Genomic DNA, 19,834 nt, shown 5'->3' with positions numbered 1-19,834 from the left:
GGCTGAGAAGCTCCCCAGGGGCCGGCGGGGTCAGAACAGCCGGAGCTTGTCGTCCTCGATGCCGCGCAGCGCGTTGTAGTCCAGGACGACACAGTCGATACCGCGGTCGGTGGCCAGCACCCGTGCCTGCGGCTTGATCTCCTGAGCGGCGAAGACGCCCTTCACCGGGGCCAGATGCGGGTCACGGTTGAGGAGTTCGAGATAGCGGGTGAGCTGCTCGACGCCGTCGATCTCACCGCGCCGCTTGATCTCCACGGCGACGGTCCGGTGATCGGCATCCCGGCACAAGATATCCACCGGGCCGATGGCAGTGGGGTATTCACGCCGAATCAGGGAGTATCCCTCGCCGAGGGTTTCGATCCGGTCCGCGAGCAGCTCCTGGAGGTGCGCCTCCACACCGTCCTTGATGAGCCCGGGGTCGACGCCGAGTTCGTGCGAGGAGTCGTGCATGACCTCCTCGAGGGTGATGATGAGCTTCTCGCCGCCCTTGTTCTCGACCGTCCACACGTCTCCGTCGCCCTCCTTGAGGGTGCACGGCGGCGACATCCAGTTGAGGGGTTTGTAGGCCCGGTCGTCCGCGTGAACGGAGACGGAGCCGTCAGCCTTCACCAGGATGAGGCGAGGGGCCGAGGGGAGGTGGGCGGTGAGCCGGCCCGCGTAGTCCACGGAGCAGCGGGCGATGACGAGACGCATGGGGCGAAACGCTACTCGACCGGAGGCCCCGCACGCGATTCGCCCTGGATCACTGTGCCTTTACGGGGGAAATCCCCGCACCCCCGGCGCTCGCCAATGGCCGGTTGTATGTGCAATCTCCTGGTGCGGGCACCTTGCGCGGCATACCGTTGAAGCGGGGGGTCGTGAGACGAACACGCTGTGTCGCGAAACCCCTTGTCCCGTCCCTAGGCCCTGTCCGTCCCGGCGGGGCCGCGAGAGGAGAACCTCATGTCGCTCGACGTCTCACCGGCCCTCCTCGAACAGGCCGATCGAGGCGAGGTCGACGAAGCGGAATTTGTCGACTGCGTCCGGACCTCCCTGCCCTACGCATGGGGGATGATCAGCTCTCTGGTGGCTCAGCTGAAGGTCGACGGCGGAGAGTTCGCTGACAATCAGACGCCTCCGCCGGACGAGCAGGCGCGCGGGCAGCTGCTTCGCGCACTGGCGAGTGACGCCATCCGTGGTTCGCTGGAGCGCCACTTCGGTGTGCGGCTCGCCTTTCAGAACTGCCACCGGGTCGCGGTCTTCCCGCTCGACCCGGTGGTGGACGACCGTCTGGCCCGCTTCACCTCCATACGGGGCCAGCTGCTGAATCAGTCGCCGCAACTCCGCGACTGCTGAACGCCGTTGCTGCCGCTGCGCACAGGGTTGTGAGACGCACCGTGCCGGTGCGCCAGCGGCAGCACTCTCCCAGGACGGGGACAACTCCCGGGCACGGCGCGGGGCTTCACCGCGCGCGGGTGCCCCACCCGCGCACGGCGGCGCCGCCCCGTACCTGTCACCCCACCTGCGGCAGGACTTCCGTGCCCAGCCGGCGCACGTTCTCCTCCGTCGCCGCGAGGTCGCCGGAGCCCTCGACGAGCAGGGCGAAGCGGGTGATGCCCGTACGCTCCGACGTCGCCGCCAGCCGGTCCGCACACCACCGCGGCGGGCCGACGGGATGCAGCCCGCACAGCAACTCCGTGTACGCCAGCGGATCACGCATCGCGCGATAGCGGCCGTCGACCGTCACATGCGCGCCCAGGCCCTGCCGCAGCCAGCCGGGCATCGCCTTGGTCAGGGACTCCCGTGCCGCCTCCCGGGCGTCGGCGATCTGGACCACGCCCGCCGAGACATGCGCGGCCGCGGCCACCTCGTCGCCGTCCCGGCCCGCCTCCAGGGCGGCCGAGCGCCACAGTGCGACCATCTCCGCCTTCTCCTCGTCGCCGCAGTGCATGCCCAGCAGCATCGGCAGGCCGCGCTCGGCGGCCGTGCGCACCGAGGCGGGGGAGGTGCAGGCCACCACCACGGGTGGGCCCGGGGGGCCGGCGCACGGATCGTCCGGAGCGGTCAGTGCCTGATCCGGCCGCGGCACCACCGCCACCTCCCGGAACGCATAGCGCTCGCCCCGCGCGCCGACCCGCGGCTCGCGCAGCCAGCGCAGCAGCAGGTCGAGGGACTCGGGGAAGCCGTGGTCGTACGCGGCGAGCCCGGCGCCGAAGACCTCCAGATCCACCCAGGGGCCGCCCCGGCCCACACCGAGCGTGAAGCGGCCGCCGGTGGTGAGATGCAGCAGCGCCGCCTGCTCACCGAGCGCCACCGGATGCTGGGTCGGCAGCACGCTGACCGCCGTCCCGACACCGATCCGGCGGGTGCGCCCCAGCAGCAGCGCCGCCAGCGTCACCGCACTCGGACAGACGCCGTACGGTACGAAATGGTGTTCCGCCAGCCAGACGTCGTCGAGCCCGGCCTCCTCCGCGACCTCCGCGGAGCGCACCGCGCGGTGCAGTGCTTCCCCCTGTCCCTGGCCCGGGAATTGAGCGGCCAGGATGAAAGCCCCAACGCGCATCGCTCTCTGCCTCCTCGCAGCCGACGCGACTCCCCCCCCACCGGCAACAACGGGAGACACGTGCCAAGGGCACGGCCTGACGGGAAATTTCCCGATGATCGCAGAATCCTGCCGAGCGCGGTCCACCCCTGACCGAGCCGCGTACGCTGGTGACATCCCGTGACCCCGTGACCCTCCGAGGTGCTCTGTGTCCCCGCGTCGAAACCGCCAGCCCGGCGGCGCGAAGCCCATCGACCGCACGGGCGGTGACCGCTACGGCCTGGAACGTACCGAGGAATGGCGCGGTGAGACCTGGGTCGTCCGGCAGCTGGGGGGCGGCGGCGCGGCCAAGCACTACCGCTGCCCGGGCTGCGACCAGGAGATCCCGCCCGGGGTGCCGCACGTCGTCGCCTGGCAGCAGCACGGTGATGTCGACGACCGCCGGCACTGGCACAAGGCGTGCTGGAGCGCACGGGACCGCCGGAGCGCGCGGCTCCAGCGGTCCCGGAATGCGCCCAGATACTGAGCGGTTGAGCGGGGGGGTGCGGCGTCAGACGTCGCGCTGGGCGACGGCGGCGTAGGCGCCGCCCAGCACCACCGCGGTCACCCCGGCCAGGATCAGCAGCGGGGTCCAGCCGCTGGGGCCCGTGGTGAGGAACGGGATGTCGTAGAGCGTCGCCAGGGCGCTCGGCACCGAGTACTCGATCAGCACCCGCTGGAGGTCCTTGACGCTCTCGCCCTGCAGGAACAGCGCCAGCAGCATCGGCAGCAGCACGACGCCCATCATCGTGCTGATGGCGCCCGCCGAGTGCCGCAGCAGGGTGCCGACGGCCAGCGCCAGCAGACCGAGCAGCGCGACGTACAGACCGGCGCCGAGGGTGGCGCGCAGCCACTGGTCGGCGGTCGGCGCGGGGCCGCGGAGCATGCCGGTGTCGAGCAGCGCGACCAGGGTGGTCGCGACCGTCGTGAGCACCAGCGCGAGGGTGAAGAAGACGAGGGCCTTCGCGGTCAGCACCCGGACGCGGCTGGGGCAGGCGGTCAGCGTCGTACGGATCATGCCGGTGCCGTACTCGGACGAGATCGACAGCACGCCCAGGGTGATCACGCACAGGCTGCCGAGCAGGACGCCGACGAAACCGACGCCGAGCAGCGGGTCCATCTCGCGTTCCGAGCCCGCCGCGAGGGTGGCCAGCAGACCGATGCCCACGGTCAGGGCGACCATCACGCCCAGTGTCCAGATCGTCGAGCGCAGCGAGCGGATCTTCGTCCACTCGGAGGCCAGCGCATGGCCGAGGTGGGTGGGGCGCACGGGGAGGGGCGAGACATAGCCGCCCGCTCCGGCCCAGGCCTGCTGGGGGTGGGCCTGCTGCGGGACGGGGGGCTGCCGGTCCTGCGGGTGGTGCTGCGGCCGGTCCTGGACGGGCGGCTGCGCCTGGGGCTGGAGCATCATCGTGCCCGCGTCCCCGCCCGGTCCGTGCGCCGCGAGCGGCTGCGGCGCGGGGGGCTGCTGGGGCTGGAGCATCATCGTGCCCGCTTCCCTGGCCTGCGCGGGCGGCGCGGGCTGACCGGGAGTCTGCTGCCCGGGGGGCTGCTGGGCCTGCAGCGTCATCGTGCCGGGCTCCCTGGCGGGCGGCTGCGGCGCGGGCGGCTGCTGGGGCTGGAGCATCATCGTGCCCGCTTCCCCGGCGGGCGGGGACTGCTGACCGGGCTGCTGCGGAGGCTGCTGACCGGGCTGCGCGGGTGCGGCGGGCGGTGCCTGGGGCGGCCGGCCCTGCGGCGGTTGCGGCGCGGGGGGCGGCATCGGCGGCGCGGCCGGCAGCGGCTGCTCCCGGGCGCCGGTGTCGTCGGGTCCGCGCCCAGGCTGCGGCTGCGGCTGCTGAGGGCTGGTCATCGGGCTTCCTCGTGGTGCGGCGTGGGCTGGTCGGCGGGGGCGGCGGGCGGCGCGAACGGGCTCGCGGACGGCATCGGCGCGGCGGGCTGTTGCCCGTACGGGTGAGGCGCGGCGTAGGACTCGGGTGCCCCGTACGGGTGACCCTGAGCCTGCCCGGGCGGCGGCTGGCCCGGCCCGGGAACGGCGCCGGGCGCCTGCTGGGCGTACGGATTCGGCCGGCCCTGGCCGGGCATGCCCGCCGGGACCTGGCCCGGGACACCGGGCTGACCGGCCGGGTACCCGGGGCCACCCGGATACCCCTGCGGGCCGGGACCCTGCGGGGCGTACCCGGCGGGGGCCTCCTGCAGTCCGGCCCGCGCGTCGGCCGTCGAGCGGTAGTCCACGGCGCCCTGCGTCATCCGCATGTACGCCTCCTCCAGGGACGCCTGGTGCGGCGACAGCTCCCACAGTCGGACCTCGGCGGCGTGCGCGAGGTCGCTGATGCGGGGGAGCGGCAGCCCGGTCACCCGCAGCGCGCCGTCCGGCTCGGGGGTGATCTGCCCGCCCGCCTCACCGAGCGCGGCGGTCAGCTTCTCGCGCTGCTCCGGCTCGGCGTCCGGGGTGCGTATCCGGGCGAAATCGGCGGAGTTGGCCGAGATGAAGTCCTTGACCGACATGTTCGCCAGCAGCTGGCCCCGGCCGATCACGATCAGATGCTCGGCGGTCAGTGCCATCTCGCTCATCAGATGCGAGGAGACGAAGACCGTGCGGCCCTCGGACGCCAGCTGCTTCATCAGATTGCGCACCCACAGGATGCCTTCGGGGTCGAGCCCGTTGACCGGCTCGTCGAAGAGCAGTACTTGCGGATCGCCGAGCAGCGCCGCGGCGATGCCCAGCCGCTGGCCCATGCCGAGCGAGAAGCCGTGGGAACGCCGCCCCGCGACGTCCTGCAGGCCGACCACCTTGAGCACCTCGTCGACCCGGCGGGCCGGGATGCCCGACAGCTGGGCGAGCGAGAGCAGATGCTGGCGTGCGCTGCGCCCGCCGTGCACGGCCTTGGCGTCGAGCAGCGCGCCCACCTGGCGCGGTGCGTTGGGGAGCTGGCGGTAGGGGCGGCCGGCGATGGTCGCGTGCCCCGAGGTCGGTGCGTCCAGGCCCAGGATCATGCGCATCGTGGTCGACTTGCCGGAGCCGTTGGGCCCCAGGAAGCCGGTCACCGTGCCCGGCCGTACCTGGAACGACAGGTTGTACACGGCCGTCTTGGCGCCATAGCGCTTCGTCAGGCCGACTGCCTCGATCATTCTCCGCCCCTCGCGAGATGCCTCGGGGCAGAGGCGTCCTCGTACCCCCGTGAGGGTTAGGAGGCTATCCGGAGATTGACGGTTCCCGTCAATTGGGACGGGTCGCCGTGCCGCCCGCCGCCTGCGGAGAGGTGGGTGACGGGCCGTTTCGCGGGCGGGCGCCCTAGGCGTCCCGCCGCTTCAGCAGGACATAGCCCCCGATCAGCGCCGCCACCGTCCAGGCGATCATGATGCCGAGTCCGCCCCACGGCCCGTACGGCACATCGCTGTTGGCGGGCGTGACCACCTGCATGATCTTCGAGCCCGCCTGGTCCGGCAGATAGCGGCCGACCTTCCGGGTCGCCGAGACGTTGCCGAGGATGTTGGAGATCAGGAAGAAGAACGGCATCAGGATGCCCAGCGACAGCATCGGACTGCGCAGCATCACGGCCACCGCCATCGAGAACAGCGCGATCAGCGTCATGTAGAGCCCGCCGCCGAACACCGCGCGCAGCACTCCCGGATCGCCGAGGTGCGCGCGCAGATCGCCCAGCATCGCCTGTCCCGCGAAGAAGGCCACGAAGCTGGTCGCCAGGCCGACCACGAAGACCAGCGCGGTGGCCACCAGCAGCTTGCAGAACAGAAAGGTGCCGCGCTGCGGGACCGCCGCCAGCGAGGCCCGGATCATGCCGGTGCTGTACTCGTTGGAGACCACCAGCACCCCGAAGACGATCATCGCGAGCTGGCCCAGCCCCATCCCGGAGAAGCTGATGTTGGTGGCGTCGAACGACAGCCGCTGCCTGGCCGGCATGGAGTGGAAGTCGTTGTTGGCCAGGACGCAGATCAGCATGCCCAGCGCGATGGTGAGCACCGCGGCGATGCCGAGCGTCCACACCGTGGACCGCACCGATCTGATCTTGGTCCACTCCGACCGAATGACCTGCCCGAGTGCCGCCATCCGTCAGCTCCTCTTCTTCTGCCAGTCGGCACCCCAGCCGGTCGGCTGCGGCTCGCCGGGCCGTGCCCCGGCCGGCTGCGGGGGTCCCGGGGTCCGGGCACCGGGCGCGCTGCCCGCCTGGGCCGGCACCGGCTCGCCGTCGCGTGCGTGATACTCCACCGACTCCGCCGTCAGCTGCATGAACGCCTCTTCCAGGGACGCCTGCTGGGGGCTCAGCTCGTGCAGCACCAGCTGGTGCGCCGCGGCCAGCTCGCCCAGCCGGTCGGCGGGCACCCCGTCGACCTCCAGCGAACCGTTGCCGGCCGCCACCGCGTCGATGCCCTCGGAGTGCAGCAGATCCAGCAGCTTCTCCTGCTCCGGGGAGCGCATCCGGACGTACGACCGTGAGTTCTGGTGGATGAAGTCCCGCATCGAGGTGTCGGCCATCAGCCGGCCCTGCCCGATCACGATCAGGTGCTCGGCGGTCAGTGCCATCTCACTCATCAGATGGGAGGAGACGAACACGGTCCGGCCCTGGGCCGCGAGGTTCTTCATCAGATTGCGGATCCAGTGGATGCCCTCGGGGTCGAGTCCGTTGACCGGCTCGTCGAAGAGGAGGACCTGTGGATCGCCGAGCAGCGCCGCGGCGATGCCCAGCCGCTGGCTCATCCCGAGCGAGAATCCCTTCGCCCGCTTCCTGGCGACGGAGCTCAGCCCCACGGTGTCCAGCACCTCGGAGACCCGGCCGCGGGGGATGCCGTTGCTCTGCGCCAGACACAGCAGATGGTTGGCGGCGCTGCGGCCGCCGTGCACCGACTTCGCCTCCAGCAGCGCCCCGATGTACGTCAGCGGATCCTGCAGCTGCCGGTAGTGCCTGCCGTTGATCCGGACCGTCCCCGCCGTCGGGTTGTCCAGGTCGAGCATCATTCGCATGGTGGTCGACTTACCCGCGCCGTTGGGGCCGAGGAAGCCGGTGACGATGCCGGGCCGCACGGTGAAGGTGAGGTCGTCCACGGCGACCTTGTCGCCGTAATGCTTGGTCAGCCCCTCGAGCTCGATCATGTACGGCACGCTAGGCGCGGCCGTGGGCCCCTGCCACCGGAGCGGGGCCGCCCGGCTGACCCCCCGTACGCACCGCGCCCCCGCACCACCGGGGCGGCGGTACAGGGGCGTGGGAAGCGGCGGGCCGGAACCTGCCTGGGGGCACCACCCGGCGTGAGCCGGGGGAAGGTCAGCGGGTCTGCTGGGCGGGGACGCCGCGCGAGACGGTCTCCTCCTCGCCGGGGGCACCGGCCGCGGCCACCGCCGCACCGGTCAGCGTCGCGAGCATCTCGCGGACGTTGGTCAGCTGTGCGTTGATCGAGTCGCGGCGGTTGGTCAGCGCCGCCAGCTCGCGCTCGGATTCGCTGCGGATACGGTCCGCCTTGGCGTTGGCGTCCGCCACGATGTCCTCGGCCTGGCGCTGCGCGGTCTCCACCGTCTGGCGGGCCCGGCGCTCCGCGTCCGTCCGCAGCTTCTCGGCCTCCAGGCGGAGCTGCTCGGCGCGGTGCTCGATCTCGGCGAGCCGCTTCTCGGCCTTGGCCTGACGCGAGGCCAGGTCGCGCTCGGACTGCTCACGGCGCTTGGCGAGGTTGGTCTCGAAGTCCGCGGCGGCCTGGGCCGCCTTGGCGCGGGTCTCCTCGAAGAGGGAGTCCGCCTCCTCGCGCTTGGACTGCGCGTCCTTCTGCGCCTCGGAGCGCAGCGTGGACGCCTCGCCCTTGGCCTTCTCGACGATCCGGGCGCCCTCGTCCTCCGCCTTCGACTTGCGCTCGGCGGCGAACGCCTCGGCGTCGTTGCGGACCTGCTGGGCGGCCGACTCGGCCAGCTCACGGTGCTGCTCGGCGGCGCGGCGGGCCTCCTCGCGCAGGTCCTTCGCCTCTTCCTCGGCGAGACGGAGGATCTTCTCCACGCGCGCCCCCAGGCCCGCGTAGGACGGTTCGGCGTCATTGACCTGCGCCTGGGCGTTCTGCGTTTCGAGGTGCAACTCCTCGATCCGCTTTTCCAGCGACGTGATGCGGGCCAGCGCGCTGTCGCGGTCGGCGACGAGCTTCGTAATGCGGTCGTCCACCTGACCGCGGTCGTACCCACGCCGCACGAGCTCGAAGCCGAAGGGGGAGGAAGTGTCGCTCATGGGGTTCCTGTCGAAGAGACCGGTGAGGTGATAAGGAGAATCCTAGGGGTCACAACGGCGTGTCATCGAGTCAATGCCTGTTTGATCTGGAGAATGACCCCTCATTTGAGTGGCTACCCTTCAGACTGCTTGCCACTCGAACGAGTTGCCCCCGCTCCGGCGGCCGCCTTCACACCGCCGCCCTTGCCCTCCCCGTTCCCGCCGGGCGTCTCGAACGATTCCAGGGCCTCCAGCACATCCTGGACGCGGGAGATTTCGGCGTTGATGTCCTCGCGCCGGCGCACCAGGACCTCCAGCTCCCGCTTGCCCTCGTCCACGATGCGGGCGGCCTCGGCCTCGGCCTCGCGGCGCATCGCCTCCGCGTCGCGCACCGCCTCGGCCTTCTTGTTCTCGGCCTCCTTGATCAGGCCCTCGGCCTTCTTCACCGCCGAGATCCGGACCTTGCTCGCCTCGCTGTTGGCGTCCGAGACCATCCGGTCGGCCTTCTCCTCGGCCTCCACCTGCTGGGCGGTGGCCTGCGCGATGAGCTTGTCGACGCGTTCGCCGGCGTTCTTCATCGTCTCCGCCGACTCCCGGCGGGCCCGCTCGTGCAGCTCCTCGACCTCGGACTCGATCCGCTGGCGCAGCTCCTCGGCGCGCTCGCGGATGCCGGTGGCGTCGCGGCGGGCCTCCTCCAGCAGGGTGTTCGCGTCCGTCCGCGCCTTCTCCACCCGCTCGTTGCCGTCGGCGGCCGCCTCCGCGAGGAGCCGCTCGGCTTCCTTGCGGGCCGCCCCCACCATCGTGTCGGCCTGCTCCTCGGCGGCGGTGGCCGCCTTGAGCGCCTCCTCCTGGGCCCGGGCGACGAGCTGGTCGGCCTGCTCGGCGGCGTCCCCGCGGCGCTGCGCGGCATCCTTGCGCGCCTCGTCGAGCAGCCGGTCCGCCTCCTGCTGGGCCTCGGTCCGGGTCCGCTCGGCCGCCGCCTCGGCGTCCTCCTTGACCTTCGCGGACTCGTTGCGGGTGCGGTTGGCGTGCTCCTGCGCGGCGGTGACCGTCTCGGCCGCCTCCGCCCGCAGCCGGTCCGCCTCCGCGGTGGCCGTCGCGTGCATCCGGTCCGCCTGCTCCCGGGCATCGGCCCGGGTGCGGTCCGCGTTCCGCTCGGCGTCCGCGGCCGTCTCCGCCGCCTCCGTGCGCAGCCGCTCCGCCTCGGTCGCGGCCTCCGACATCAGCTGGTCGGCCTGCTCCGCGGCGTCCGACCGCGTCTTGTTCGCCGCCTCGCGCGCCTGGTCGCCGGTGCGCTCCGCGTCCACCCGGGCGCTCTCCAGCGCCGCGGCCGCGTCGGCGCGCAGCCGCTCCGCCATCCCGGTCGCCTCCGCGACCAGCGCGTGGGCCTGCTGCTCGCCCTCCGCGCGCAGCCGGTCGGCGGCCTGCTGGGCCTCCTGGACGATCCGGTCGGCGTCGTCCTGCGCCGAAGACGTCAGCTCGGTGGCCTCGGTGACGATCCGTTCCGCCTCCGCACGGGCCTCGGTGATCAGCCGGTCGGCCTGCTCCGCGGCGTCCGACCGCATCCGGTTCGCGTCGTCCCGCGCCTCCGCACGGGCCCGGGCCGCGTCCTGCTCGCCCGACGCCAGCGCGTCCGAGGCGTCGGTACGCAGCTGCTGCGCCTTCGCGGTGGCGTCCGTGACCAGCTTCTCGGCCTGTGCGCTCGCCTCCGACACCAGCCGGTCGGCCTGCTCGGCGGCCTCGGTGCGCAGCGTGTTGGCGTCCCGGCGTGCCTCGTCGAGCACCGCGGCCGCCTCGGCGCGCAGCCCCTCGGCCTCCTCGATGGCCTCGGAAACCGCCCGCTCGGCAAGGGACTTCGCGTCGTCCCGTGCCTCCTGCGCCTCCTGGCGCACCCGGATGGCCTCCTCCGAGGCGCGCTCACGCTCCTCGTGGGCCTCCTTGCGGAGCCGGTCCGCCTCGTCCTGTGCCTCGGCCGTGGTGCGCGCCGCGGCGTGCTCGGCCGCCGAACGCAGCCCGGCGATCTCCTCACCGGCCTGCTCGTGCAGCCCCGCGACCGAGTCCCGCACCTGCTGTGCGGTCTGCTCGGCCGCCGCCATCAGCTCGCCGGCCCGCCGGTCGGCGTCCTCGACCAGCCGCTCGGCCTCCTCCTGGGCCTCGCCGACCCGGGTACGGGCCGCCGCCAGCAGCTCCTCGCTCTGCTCGCGCGCCGCGGTGCGCTCCTGGTGGGCCTCCTCGCGGGCCTCGCCCAGCTGCTGCTCGGCCTCCCGGCGCCGCCGCGCGGCCTCCTCCTGGGCCGCGGCCAGCGCCTGCGCCGCCTCCGTCCCCGTGCGCTCCGCGGCGGTCGCCGCCTCCGCGCGCACCCGGTCCGCGGTCTCCTGGGCCTCCGCCTTCAGCCGCTCGGCCTCGGCCGCCGCTTCGGCGCGCAGCCGTACCGCCACCGCTTCGGCCTCGTCACGCGCCGCCGACGCGTCCGCGGCGGCCTCCGCGCGCAGCCGCTCGGTCTCCTCCTCGGCCTGCTGCTCCAGCGTCCGGCGCCGCTCCGCCGACTCCGCCTTGAGACGGGCCGCCTCCTCCTGGGTCTCCCGGCGCAGCCCCTCCGCCTCGGCGCGGGCGTCGCGCAGCCGCTGCTCGGCGGCGGTGACCTTCTCCTCCGCCTCGGTGCGCAGCCGGTCCAGCTCGGCCTGTGCCTCGGCCCGCCGTTCCTGCGCGGCCTCCTCGGCCTCGGCGCGCAGCCGTGCGGCGGATTCCTCCGCCTCGGTGGTGACCATCTCGGCGGCCTGGGCGCCCTCGGTGAGCAGCTCCTCGGCCTCCGCGCGGGCCCGCTCCAGCGCCTCCTCGGCCTGCCGGCGCAGCGACGTGGCCCGTTCGATGGCCTCCGTCCGCACCCGCTCGCTCTCCGCGACGGCGCCCGAACGGGTCTCCTCGGCATCGTTCTTGGCCTTGCCCAGCAGCTCCTCGGCGGACCCGGCCGCCTCCTCGATCTGCTGGACCGCCTCGCGGCGGGCCTCGCTGCGGATCCGCTCGCCCTCGGCGACCGCGTCCGCCCGCAGCTGCTCGGCCTCGCCGCGCAGCCGCCGCGCCTCCTCCTGGAGTTCGACGGTCTTGGCGCGGTACTCCTTGGTGTCGTCCTTCGCCGCGCCCTTGAGCTGGGCGACGGTGTCATGTGCCTCTTCGCGCAGCCGGTCCGCCTCGGACTCGGCCTCGTGGCGCAGCCGTTCGGCCTCCTCGGCGGCGGCCTTGATGGTGGCCTTGGCGTCCTCCGACGCCTTGGTCAGCACCTCCTCGGCGGTGCGCGCGGCCTTCGCCAGCTGCGCCGCGGAGTCCTCGGCGGCCTGGGACCGGGCGGACTCCTGGGCCTCGGCGAGCAGCCGTTCGGACTCCGTGCGGGCATCGCTCCGCAGCTGCTCGGCCTCGGCCTTGAGCGCCTCGGCCTCCTTGGTGGCCTCCCCGACCAGCCGGGCGATCTCCGCCTTGGCGGTGCGGGTGCGCTGCTCGTTGTCCGACTCGACCGCCGACAGCCGCTTGGAGGCGGCCTGCTGCGCCTCTTCGACGAGCTTGTCCGCCTCGGCGCGCGCCTCGCGCAGCGCCGTGTCGGCCTCCTGGATGCGGGTCTCGGCGGTGCGGGTCAGCTCCGCGGCCTGCCGGCGCGCCTCCTCCGACTCGCTGCCGACGCTGGTCCGCAGCTGTTCGGCCTGGTCGGTGGCCTCCTGGGCCTGGCTGGAGGCGGCGTTCAGCAGCCGCTCGGCGTCCGCACGCGCCCGGCGCAGGATGGCTTCCGCTTCGGCGCGGGCCTGCTCCGCCTCGGAGCCGAGCCGCTCACGGGCGCGTTCGGCCAGCCGCTGGGCCTCGGCGCGGGCGGCCGTCAGCGCCTGCTCGGCCTCCGCCCGGGACTCCTCCAGCAGCCGGCGGGCCTGCGACTCCGTACGGGCGCGCAGCTGTTCGGCCCAGGCGACGTTCTCGTTGACGTGTGATTCGACGGTCTGCCGGCGCTCGTTGAGCTCCTCGTCGAGCCGCTGGCGGCGGGTGACCGCCTCGGAGTGCAGCTCGGCCTCCAGCCGGGACTGCCGCTCGGCCTGCTCCTGCAGCAGCCGCTGGGTCTGTGCCCGCGCCTCGCGGACCTCGCGCTCGGCGTCCGAACGCAGCTGATCGGCCTGGATCTGCGCATTGCGCAGCAGTTGTTCGGCCTGATGGCTGACGTTGTCGTAGGCAGGGCGCGTCGCGAGGTTGCGGCGCGCCTCATGGAGCTTGGCGCGCAGCACCTCGACCTGATAGCCGAGGTCGTCGGCGTGCTGAACGGCCTTGTCCCGCTCGCTCTTCAGCCGCTCCATCTCGGCCTCGAACTGCGAGAGGTGGTCGTCAGCCTCGTAGCGGTCGTTGCCCCGCACTGCGCGGTCCCATCCGTCCCCTGGTCATGGTGGCGGCCGTCTCCGGATACTGCAGTGCTCGCCCCGTACACGTCACGTCGTACGGACTCGCACCCATCGGAGCTGACCCTTCCGAAGAAATGGTGTCAGATCATCGGCAGGGTATGGACCGAGCCCCACTCCCTTACCCCGGCCGAAGCTGCACTCTACCGGCCGGGGAAGGCAAAGGTCAGTGGTCCGCCGCGGCAGGGGACGCCGCGGTGACAAGTTCGGTCAGAACCCCATGGCAGTCCTTGGGGTGCAGGAAGGTGATCCGCGACCCCATCGAACCCGTCCTGGGCTCGTCGTAAAGGACCCGCACCCCCTTGCCGCGGATGGCCTCGGAGTCGCCGTCGACGTCCGCGGTGCCGAAGGCGATGTGGTGCACGCCCTCGCCGTTCTTGGCAAGCCACTTGCCCACCGCGGAGTCCTCGCGGGTGGGCTCCAGAAGCTGGAGGTAGGAGGCTCCGCCGTCCGAGGTGTCATTGATCTTGAGCATGGCTTCCCGGACCCCCTGCTCCTCGTTGACCTCGGAGTGGAACACCTCGAAGCCGTACGTGGCACGGTAGAACTCGACAGTCTTGTCGAGGTCGAAACAGGCGATCCCGATGTGGTCGATTCGCGTCAGCATGGCTCCAGTGCACCCCTCTCATGGCTGGTTACGCAACGTGCGCGCGATCACACCCGCTTGCCGGTGACCCGGCACGTACCGCTCAGTACATTGACGGGAACCCTCGTTAACTTCCCTGCAAAGGAAGGCCGCACCGCATGTCTGCAAAGAACGGCACCAACGGCAGCACCTCAGTGATCGTGGCGGGAGCGCGCACCCCTATGGGCCGGCTCCTGGGATCTCTGCGGACCTTCTCCGGCGCGGATCTGGGCGGTGTCGCCATCAAGGCGGCCCTGGACCGGGCGGGCATCGGCGGCGACCAGGTGCAGTACGTGATCATGGGCCAGGTTCTCCAGGCCGGGGCAGGGCAGATCCCGGCACGTCAGGCCGCCGTCAAGGCCGGTATCCCGATGAGCGTCCCCGCCCTGACCATCAACAAGGTCTGTCTTTCCGGCCTCGACGCGATCGCCCTGGCCGACCAGCTCATCCGCGCCGGTGAATTCGATGTCGTGGTCGCGGGCGGCCAGGAGTCCATGACCAACGCCCCGCACCTGCTTCCGAAGTCCCGTGAGGGCTACAAGTACGGCGCCGTCGAGATGCTCGACGCGATGGCGCACGACGGTCTGACGGACGCCTTCGAGAACATCGCCATGGGCGAGTCGACCGAGAAGCACAACACCCGTCTGGGCATCGCCCGGGCGGAGCAGGACGAGGTCGCCGCGCGCTCCCACCAGCGGGCCGCCGCCGCCCAGAAGAACGGGCTCTTCGAGGCCGAGATCACCCCCGTGGAGATCCCGCAGCGCAAGGGCGAGCCGGTCGTCTTCAGCAAGGACGAGGGCATCCGCGGCGAGACCACCGCCGAGTCCCTGGGCAAGCTGCGCCCCGCCTTCGCCAAGGACGGCACGATCACCGCCGGCAGCTCCTCGCAGATCTCCGACGGCGCCGCCGCGGTCGTCGTGATGAGCAAGGCCAAGGCCCAGGAGCTCGGCCTGGAGTGGATCGCGGAGATCGGTGCCCACGGCAATGTCGCCGGCCCCGACAACTCCCTCCAGTCCCAGCCCTCCCATGCGATCAACCACGCCCTGAAGAAGGACGGCCTCGCCGTCGGCGATCTTGACCTGATCGAGATCAACGAGGCGTTCGCGGCGGTCGCCGTGCAGTCGGTGAAGGACCTCGGGGTGTCGCCGGAAAAGGTGAATGTCAATGGCGGCGCCATTGCGCTGGGTCACCCGATCGGGATGTCCGGCGCCCGGATCGTGCTGCATCTCGCGCTGGAACTGCGCCGGCGGGGCGGTGGCGTGGGTGCCGCCGCGCTGTGCGGGGGCGGCGGCCAGGGCGACGCGCTGATCATCCGCGTTCCGGGTAAGTAACCGAGAGCTCGTACGCCGGTGCGTACGAGCGGCCGATGCGCTACGAGAGAGCCGAAGGAGCCGAGCGGCGATGGTGGACGTTCCCCAGCTGGTGGAGCAGGCACGGCAGGGCCGGCCGCGGGCCGTGGCCCGGCTGATCTCCCTCGTGGAGGGGGCGTCGCCGGAGCTGCGCGAGGTGATGGCGGCCCTGGCGCCGCTCACCGGCAACGCCTATGTGGTCGGGCTGACCGGCTCACCGGGCGTCGGGAAGTCCACCACCACCTCCGCGCTGGTGACGGCCTATCGCAAGACGGGCAAGCGGGTCGGCGTGCTCGCCGTCGACCCGTCCTCGCCGTTCTCCGGGGGCGCGCTCCTCGGCGACCGGGTACGGATGAGTGAGCACGCCTCCGATCCCGGCGTCTACATCCGCTCGATGGCCACCCGCGGCCATCTCGGCGGGCTCGCCTGGGCCGCGCCGCAGGCGATCCGGGTGCTGGACGCGGCGGGCTGCGACGTGGTCCTCGTCGAGACGGTCGGCGTCGGCCAGTCCGAGGTGGAGATCGCCTCGCAGGCCGACACGAGCGTGGTGCTGCTCGCGCCGGGCATGGGCGACGGCATCCAGGCGGCCAAGGCGGGAATCCTGGAGATCGGCGACGTCTACGTGGTCAACAAGGCCGACCGGGACGGCGCCGACGCCACCGCCCGCGAGCTCAACCACATGCTGGGGCTGGGCGAGTCCCGGGCCCCCGGCGACTGGCGGCCGCCGATCGTCAAGACCGTCGCGGCGCGCGGCGAGGGCGTGGACGAGGTCGTCGAGGCGCTGGAGAAGCACCGGGCCTGGATGGAGGAGCGCGGCGTGCTGGCCGAGCGGCGCCGCTCCCGTGCGGCCCACGAGGTCGAGACGATCGCCGTCACGGCCCTGCGGGAGCGGATCGGCGATCTGCGGGGGGACCAGCGGCTGGACGCGCTGGCCGAGCGCATCGTCTCGGGCGAGACGGATCCCTACCGGGCGGCGGACGAGCTGGTGGACGGGCTGACGAACGGGGACTGAGCCCGGGGCGGGGAAGTCCTGCGGCCCGGCCCGCGGCGTGCGGGGGGTGAAGCGGCCCCGGCGTCCGGCGGCAGATACCGCCACCACGCGATGAAGGCCCGGCCCCTAGAAACCGCCCTGTGGTGGGCGGGGGCCGGGCCTTCGCGGGACCGCGGCCGGCTGGGGGCCTGCCGTGGGGCGGCCCGGCGTCAGTCGTCCGAGCCGTCGTTGTTGTCGTCGTCGTCGGAGTCCTGCGGCGCCGCGCTCGCCTTGCCCGACTGCGGGTCGACCAGCAGCGTGCGCTCCGTGCCGTCCTTGGTGACCGTTTCGACCTCCCAGACGGCCCTCGTGCCGTGGTCGTCGTCCAGTTCGACGGAGGTCACCGTGGCGCGCGACGCCGCGGTGCGGGCGGCCTCGGCCGCGGTGGTCCGGGCGTCCTTGAGGGCGGCACGCTCCCGGCCGCGGTCGTCATCGTCCCCGCGGTCGGTGTGCTGCTTCAGCACCCGCGCGGTGCCCGCGTCGAGGGTGACCTCGTGCTGCGTGCCGTCCTTGCTCAGCACGTCCGCCTCCCAGACCGGGCCGGAACGGTCCGAGTCCAGGTCGAGGGCGGTCACGGTGCCCGGGACGGCCTTGAGGGCGGCGGCCGCGGCGTCCGGTGCGGTCACCTTGGCGGCCTTCGCCTCCCGGAGGTCCTCCCGGCCGTCGGCGTCGTCGTCCGTCGCGCTGATGCTCGACCGGCCGTCCTGCACCTGGGCGCTGCCCTGGCCGGACGCCCCCGCCTGGCGGGCGGTCGGCTGCGCCGCGGACTGCGCGGCGCCGGAGCCGCTGTCGCCGCCCGCCGCGACGGCGGTCACCGTGCCGCCCGCGATGAGGGCTGCCGCGGCGGCGGTGGCGATGATGAGGTGACGCTTCATGTCGTTTCTCCCCTTGCGATCGACTGTGCCCACACCGTGACGGATCGAAGCTGAAGGGGAGCTGAAGCAGCCTGAAGGGGCCTTCAGGTTCCGGATGGCAGGGTGGGCGCATGCACCCGCACGTATCGCGCCGTCCCCATCCCGGCGCCGCACGCCGCCCCTTCCGGCTCCTGATCGTCGAGGACGAGAAGCGGCTGGCGCTGTCGCTGGCGAAGGGTCTGATGGCCGAGGGGTACGCGGTCGACGTGGTGCACGACGGCCTGGAGGGGCTGCGGCAGGCCGGTGCGGGCGGCTATGACCTGGTCGTGCTCGACATCATGCTGCCGGGGATGAACGGCTACCGGGTGTGCGCGGCGCTGCGGGCGGCCGGCCACGAGATGCCGGTGCTGATGCTGACCGCCAAGGACGGCGAGTACGACGAGGCCGAGGGGCTGGACACCGGCGCCGACGACTATCTGACCAAGCCGTTCTCGTATGTGGTGCTGGTGGCGCGGGTGAAGGCGCTGCTGCGCCGGCGCGGCCGGGACGCCGAACCGGTGCTGCGGGTGGGGGCGCTGGCCGTCGACCAGGGGGCGCGTCGGGTCGAGCGGGACGGGGCCGAGGTGGTGCTGACGGCGAAGGAGTTCGCCGTGCTGGAGCAGCTGGCGCTGCGGGCCGGCGAGGTGGTCTCCAAGGCGGAGATTCTGGAGCATGTCTGGGACTTCGCCTATGAAGGCGATGTCAACATCATCGAGGTGTATGTGAGTGCGCTGCGGCGCAAACTCGGCGCCGGCCACATCCTGACGGTGCGCGGCGCCGGATACCGGCTGGTGGCCGATGCGTAGGGCGCTGGGCTCCGTACGGGCCAAGGCGGCGGCGGGCGCGACCGTGGTGGTGGCCCTGGCGCTGATCGCCACGGGGGTGTCGGTGCTGCTGGTGCTGCGCGACCATCTGCAGAGCCAGGCGGGGTTGCAGGCCGAGGTCGCAGCGCGCAACGTGGCCGGCCAGATCGCCACGGGGACGGCGTACGACAAGCTGGATCTGCCGGACGGTGACGAGCGTCCGGTGGTGGTCACCGACAGGGACGGGCGGGCGCTGGCCGTCGGCGAGGACGTGCGCGCCGTCGACGGCAAGCCCGTCGGCAAGGGGAAGGCGGCGGGGAGTTCCCGGCCGGACCGGCCGGGGGACCACGGGGACGACGGTGACGACGGGCGCCGGCTCGGGCCCGGCGAGATCGATGACGATGTCAGCCTCCAAAACGGGAGCGCCGATGTCGGGGGGAAGGTGGCCGACTACCGGTTCGCCGCGGTGGAGGCCAAGGACAGCCGCGGTGCGCGGGCGACGGTGCGGGCGGGGTCGGCGCTGGCGCCGGAGGAGGACGCGGTCGCCTCGGTGCGCGACGCCATGCTGATCGGGCTGCCGCTGCTGCTCGTGGTGGTGGCGGGGGTGACCTGGCTGGTGACCCGGCGGGCGCTGCGGCCGGTGGAGGGGATCCGCGGGGAGATGGCCGCGATCACGGCGAGCACGGATCTGAGCCGGCGGGTGCCGGTGCCGTCGTCGCAGGACGAGGTCGGCCGGCTGGCGCGTACGACGAACGAGACGCTGGCCGCGCTGGAGCTGTCCGTGGAGCGGCAGCGGCGGTTCGTCGCCGATGCCTCGCACGAGCTGCGCAGCCCGATCGCGAGTCTGCGCACCCAGCTCGAGGTGGCCATGGCCCATCCGGAATTGCTGGATGTGCCGGGGGCGGTGGTGGACACCGTGCGGCTGCAGCGGCTGGCGGCGGATCTGCTGCTGCTGGCCCGGCTGGACGCGGGGGAGCGGCCGGCGGACGCCCGGGTCGATCTGGCGGCGATGGTGCGCGAGGAGACCTCGCAGCGGCTCGCGGACCGGGTTCCGGTGCGGATCGGGGAGCCGGCGGGCGGGGAAGTGTCGGGGTCGCGCGGTCAGTTGGCGCGGGTGCTGGGGAATCTGCTGGACAACGCGCAGCGGCATGCCGCCGAATGGGTGCGGGTGTCCGTGGTGCGCGAGGGGGAGTGGGTGGCACTGCGGGTCGAGGACGACGGGCCCGGGGTGCCGCCGGACGAGCGGGAGCGGATCTTCGAGCGGTTCGTACGGCTCGACGACGCCCGGGCCCGGGACGACGGCGGGGCGGGGCTGGGGCTGGCCATCGCGCGGGACGTCGCGGTGCGGCACGGCGGTTCGCTGGCCGTGCGCACGGGGTCGGTGTTCGAGCTGCGGCTGCCGGCGGCCGGCTGAGGCCGCCCGGCCGGCCGGGCCCCGGCCCGCTCGGGGGCCGAGGCGGGCCGGTCAGAGGCCGCCGCGTTCCTTGCGGAGGTGTTCGGCCACGGGGGTGAGGGAGGCGCGGAACGCCTGGAGGTCCTCGGCCGGGAACAGGTCGATGAAGTGCTTGCGGACCGAGGCGACGTGGTGCGGGGCGACCCGGCGCATGGTGTCCCAGCCCTGTTCGGTGAGCACGGCGTACAGGCCACGGCGGTCCGACTCGCAGCTCTCGCGGCGCACCAGTCCGGCGTTCTCCATCCGGGTGATCTGGTGGGAGAGGCGGCTCTTGGACTGCAGGGTGCTGGCGGCCAGGTCGCTCATCCGGAGCCGGCGGTCCTCGGCCTCGGAGAGGTTGACCAGGATCTCGTAGTCGTTGTTCGTCAGGCCGAACGGTTGCAGATCGCGCTCGAGTTGGTGCATCAGCAGTCTGCTGACGTCCAGATGAGTGCGCCAGGCACGCTGCTCCTGGTCGGTCAGCCAGGGGGTGTCGCTGTCGGTCGTCATGGAGGAAT

17 protein-coding genes are annotated in these 19,834 nt (G+C 72.7%); 6 read left to right on the top strand and 11 right to left on the bottom strand.

The window, feature by feature from the left end:
• Nucleotides 1-30: 30 nt before the first annotated feature.
• Nucleotides 31-693, bottom strand: coding sequence for an endonuclease NucS (gene nucS / locus OIU81_RS11150; protein WP_329146377.1), 663 nt, complete (start codon nt 691-693; stop codon nt 31-33).
• Nucleotides 694-942: 249 nt separating this feature from the next.
• Here nucS and OIU81_RS11145 point away from each other — a divergent pair, with 249 nt between their 5' ends.
• Nucleotides 943-1,335 (top strand): SCO5389 family protein, encoded by a 393-nt coding sequence (locus OIU81_RS11145; protein WP_329146376.1) that lies wholly within the window; start codon nt 943-945, stop codon nt 1,333-1,335.
• A gap of 157 nt (nt 1,336-1,492) precedes the next feature.
• Here OIU81_RS11145 and OIU81_RS11140 read toward each other — a convergent pair whose 3' ends face one another.
• Complete coding sequence (locus tag OIU81_RS11140; protein WP_329146374.1) at nt 1,493-2,542, bottom strand: LLM class flavin-dependent oxidoreductase; 1,050 nt, start codon at nt 2,540-2,542, stop codon at nt 1,493-1,495.
• A 187-nt stretch (nt 2,543-2,729) separates the two neighbouring features.
• Between OIU81_RS11140 and OIU81_RS11135 the strand changes: the two genes are divergently transcribed.
• A complete protein-coding gene (locus tag OIU81_RS11135; protein WP_329146372.1) occupies nt 2,730-3,047 on the top strand; it encodes an ATP/GTP-binding protein in 318 nt (105 codons plus the stop codon).
• A gap of 24 nt (nt 3,048-3,071) precedes the next feature.
• Here OIU81_RS11135 and OIU81_RS11130 read toward each other — a convergent pair whose 3' ends face one another.
• The 7 genes from OIU81_RS11130 to mce all read right to left on the bottom strand — a co-directional run bounded on the left by OIU81_RS11130 (nt 3,072) and on the right by mce (nt 13,791).
• The gene (locus OIU81_RS11130) at nt 3,072-3,968 is read right to left on the bottom strand and encodes an ABC transporter permease (RefSeq protein ID WP_443074132.1); all 897 of its coding nucleotides are present in this window, start codon (nt 3,966-3,968) and stop codon (nt 3,072-3,074) included.
• Nucleotides 3,969-4,408: 440 nt separating this feature from the next.
• Entirely contained in the window at nt 4,409-5,692 is a 1,284-nt protein-coding gene (locus tag OIU81_RS11125; RefSeq protein ID WP_329146370.1) for an ABC transporter ATP-binding protein, read from the bottom strand.
• 163 nt (nt 5,693-5,855) lie between these two features.
• Nucleotides 5,856-6,629: an ABC transporter permease gene (locus tag OIU81_RS11120; protein ID WP_329146368.1), complete on the bottom strand. Its 774-nt coding sequence runs from the start codon at nt 6,627-6,629 to the stop codon at nt 5,856-5,858.
• 3 nt (nt 6,630-6,632) lie between these two features.
• Nucleotides 6,633-7,670, bottom strand: coding sequence for an ABC transporter ATP-binding protein (locus tag OIU81_RS11115; RefSeq protein WP_329146366.1), 1,038 nt, complete (start codon nt 7,668-7,670; stop codon nt 6,633-6,635).
• Between the two features lie 169 nt (nt 7,671-7,839).
• Entirely contained in the window at nt 7,840-8,778 is a 939-nt protein-coding gene (locus OIU81_RS11110; protein WP_329146365.1) for a cellulose-binding protein, read from the bottom strand.
• Nucleotides 8,779-8,891: 113 nt separating this feature from the next.
• Entirely contained in the window at nt 8,892-13,142 is a 4,251-nt protein-coding gene (gene scy / locus OIU81_RS11105; RefSeq protein ID WP_329146362.1) for a polarized growth protein Scy, read from the bottom strand.
• Between the two features lie 208 nt (nt 13,143-13,350).
• Nucleotides 13,351-13,791 (bottom strand): methylmalonyl-CoA epimerase, encoded by a 441-nt coding sequence (mce, locus tag OIU81_RS11100; RefSeq protein WP_329146360.1) that lies wholly within the window; start codon nt 13,789-13,791, stop codon nt 13,351-13,353.
• A gap of 173 nt (nt 13,792-13,964) precedes the next feature.
• Between mce and OIU81_RS11095 the strand changes: the two genes are divergently transcribed.
• Nucleotides 13,965-15,140, top strand: a complete 1,176-nt coding sequence (locus tag OIU81_RS11095; RefSeq protein WP_329155034.1) for an acetyl-CoA C-acetyltransferase — start codon at nt 13,965-13,967, stop codon at nt 15,138-15,140.
• A 70-nt stretch (nt 15,141-15,210) separates the two neighbouring features.
• Nucleotides 15,211-16,170 (top strand): methylmalonyl Co-A mutase-associated GTPase MeaB, encoded by a 960-nt coding sequence (gene meaB, locus OIU81_RS11090; protein ID WP_329146358.1) that lies wholly within the window; start codon nt 15,211-15,213, stop codon nt 16,168-16,170.
• A 188-nt stretch (nt 16,171-16,358) separates the two neighbouring features.
• Here meaB and OIU81_RS11085 read toward each other — a convergent pair whose 3' ends face one another.
• Nucleotides 16,359-17,063 (bottom strand): PepSY domain-containing protein, encoded by a 705-nt coding sequence (locus tag OIU81_RS11085; protein ID WP_329146357.1) that lies wholly within the window; start codon nt 17,061-17,063, stop codon nt 16,359-16,361.
• 110 nt (nt 17,064-17,173) lie between these two features.
• On the opposite strand from OIU81_RS11085, the gene OIU81_RS11080 reads away from it, so the two are divergent.
• Together OIU81_RS11080 and OIU81_RS11075 are read left to right on the top strand one after the other, a co-directional pair.
• Complete coding sequence (locus OIU81_RS11080; RefSeq protein ID WP_329146355.1) at nt 17,174-17,887, top strand: response regulator transcription factor; 714 nt, start codon at nt 17,174-17,176, stop codon at nt 17,885-17,887.
• A gap of 4 nt (nt 17,888-17,891) precedes the next feature.
• Complete coding sequence (locus OIU81_RS11075) at nt 17,892-19,298, top strand: sensor histidine kinase (RefSeq protein ID WP_329155032.1); 1,407 nt, start codon at nt 17,892-17,894, stop codon at nt 19,296-19,298.
• A gap of 51 nt (nt 19,299-19,349) precedes the next feature.
• On the opposite strand, the gene OIU81_RS11070 is transcribed toward OIU81_RS11075, so the two are convergent.
• Nucleotides 19,350-19,826: a MarR family winged helix-turn-helix transcriptional regulator gene (locus tag OIU81_RS11070; protein WP_329146353.1), complete on the bottom strand. Its 477-nt coding sequence runs from the start codon at nt 19,824-19,826 to the stop codon at nt 19,350-19,352.
• Nucleotides 19,827-19,834: the final 8 nt, after the last annotated feature.

Origin of the sequence: Streptomyces sp. NBC_01454 (assembly GCF_036227565.1) — a bacterium.
Lineage (GTDB): Bacteria > Actinomycetota > Actinomycetes > Streptomycetales > Streptomycetaceae > Streptomyces.
Note: the sequence above shows the minus strand (reverse complement) of the source record. Positions and strands in the feature narration are given on the sequence as shown.

Coding starts and splice junctions, on each gene's coding strand:
- OIU81_RS11130 (WP_443074132.1), bottom strand. CDS start 3,968: ATGCTCCAGCCCCAGGCGCAGCCGCCCGTCCAGGACCGGCCGCAGCAC.
- OIU81_RS11110 (WP_329146365.1), bottom strand. CDS start 8,778: ATGAGCGACACTTCCTCCCCCTTCGGCTTCGAGCTCGTGCGGCGTGGG.
- OIU81_RS11145 (WP_329146376.1), top strand. CDS start 943: ATGTCGCTCGACGTCTCACCGGCCCTCCTCGAACAGGCCGATCGAGGC.
- OIU81_RS11080 (WP_329146355.1), top strand. CDS start 17,174: ATGCACCCGCACGTATCGCGCCGTCCCCATCCCGGCGCCGCACGCCGC.
- mce (WP_329146360.1), bottom strand. CDS start 13,791: ATGCTGACGCGAATCGACCACATCGGGATCGCCTGTTTCGACCTCGAC.
- meaB (WP_329146358.1), top strand. CDS start 15,211: ATGGTGGACGTTCCCCAGCTGGTGGAGCAGGCACGGCAGGGCCGGCCG.
- OIU81_RS11085 (WP_329146357.1), bottom strand. CDS start 17,063: ATGAAGCGTCACCTCATCATCGCCACCGCCGCCGCGGCAGCCCTCATC.
- nucS (WP_329146377.1), bottom strand. CDS start 693: ATGCGTCTCGTCATCGCCCGCTGCTCCGTGGACTACGCGGGCCGGCTC.
- OIU81_RS11125 (WP_329146370.1), bottom strand. CDS start 5,692: ATGATCGAGGCAGTCGGCCTGACGAAGCGCTATGGCGCCAAGACGGCC.
- OIU81_RS11115 (WP_329146366.1), bottom strand. CDS start 7,670: ATGATCGAGCTCGAGGGGCTGACCAAGCATTACGGCGACAAGGTCGCC.
- OIU81_RS11140 (WP_329146374.1), bottom strand. CDS start 2,542: ATGCGCGTTGGGGCTTTCATCCTGGCCGCTCAATTCCCGGGCCAGGGA.
- OIU81_RS11070 (WP_329146353.1), bottom strand. CDS start 19,826: ATGACGACCGACAGCGACACCCCCTGGCTGACCGACCAGGAGCAGCGT.
- OIU81_RS11120 (WP_329146368.1), bottom strand. CDS start 6,629: ATGGCGGCACTCGGGCAGGTCATTCGGTCGGAGTGGACCAAGATCAGA.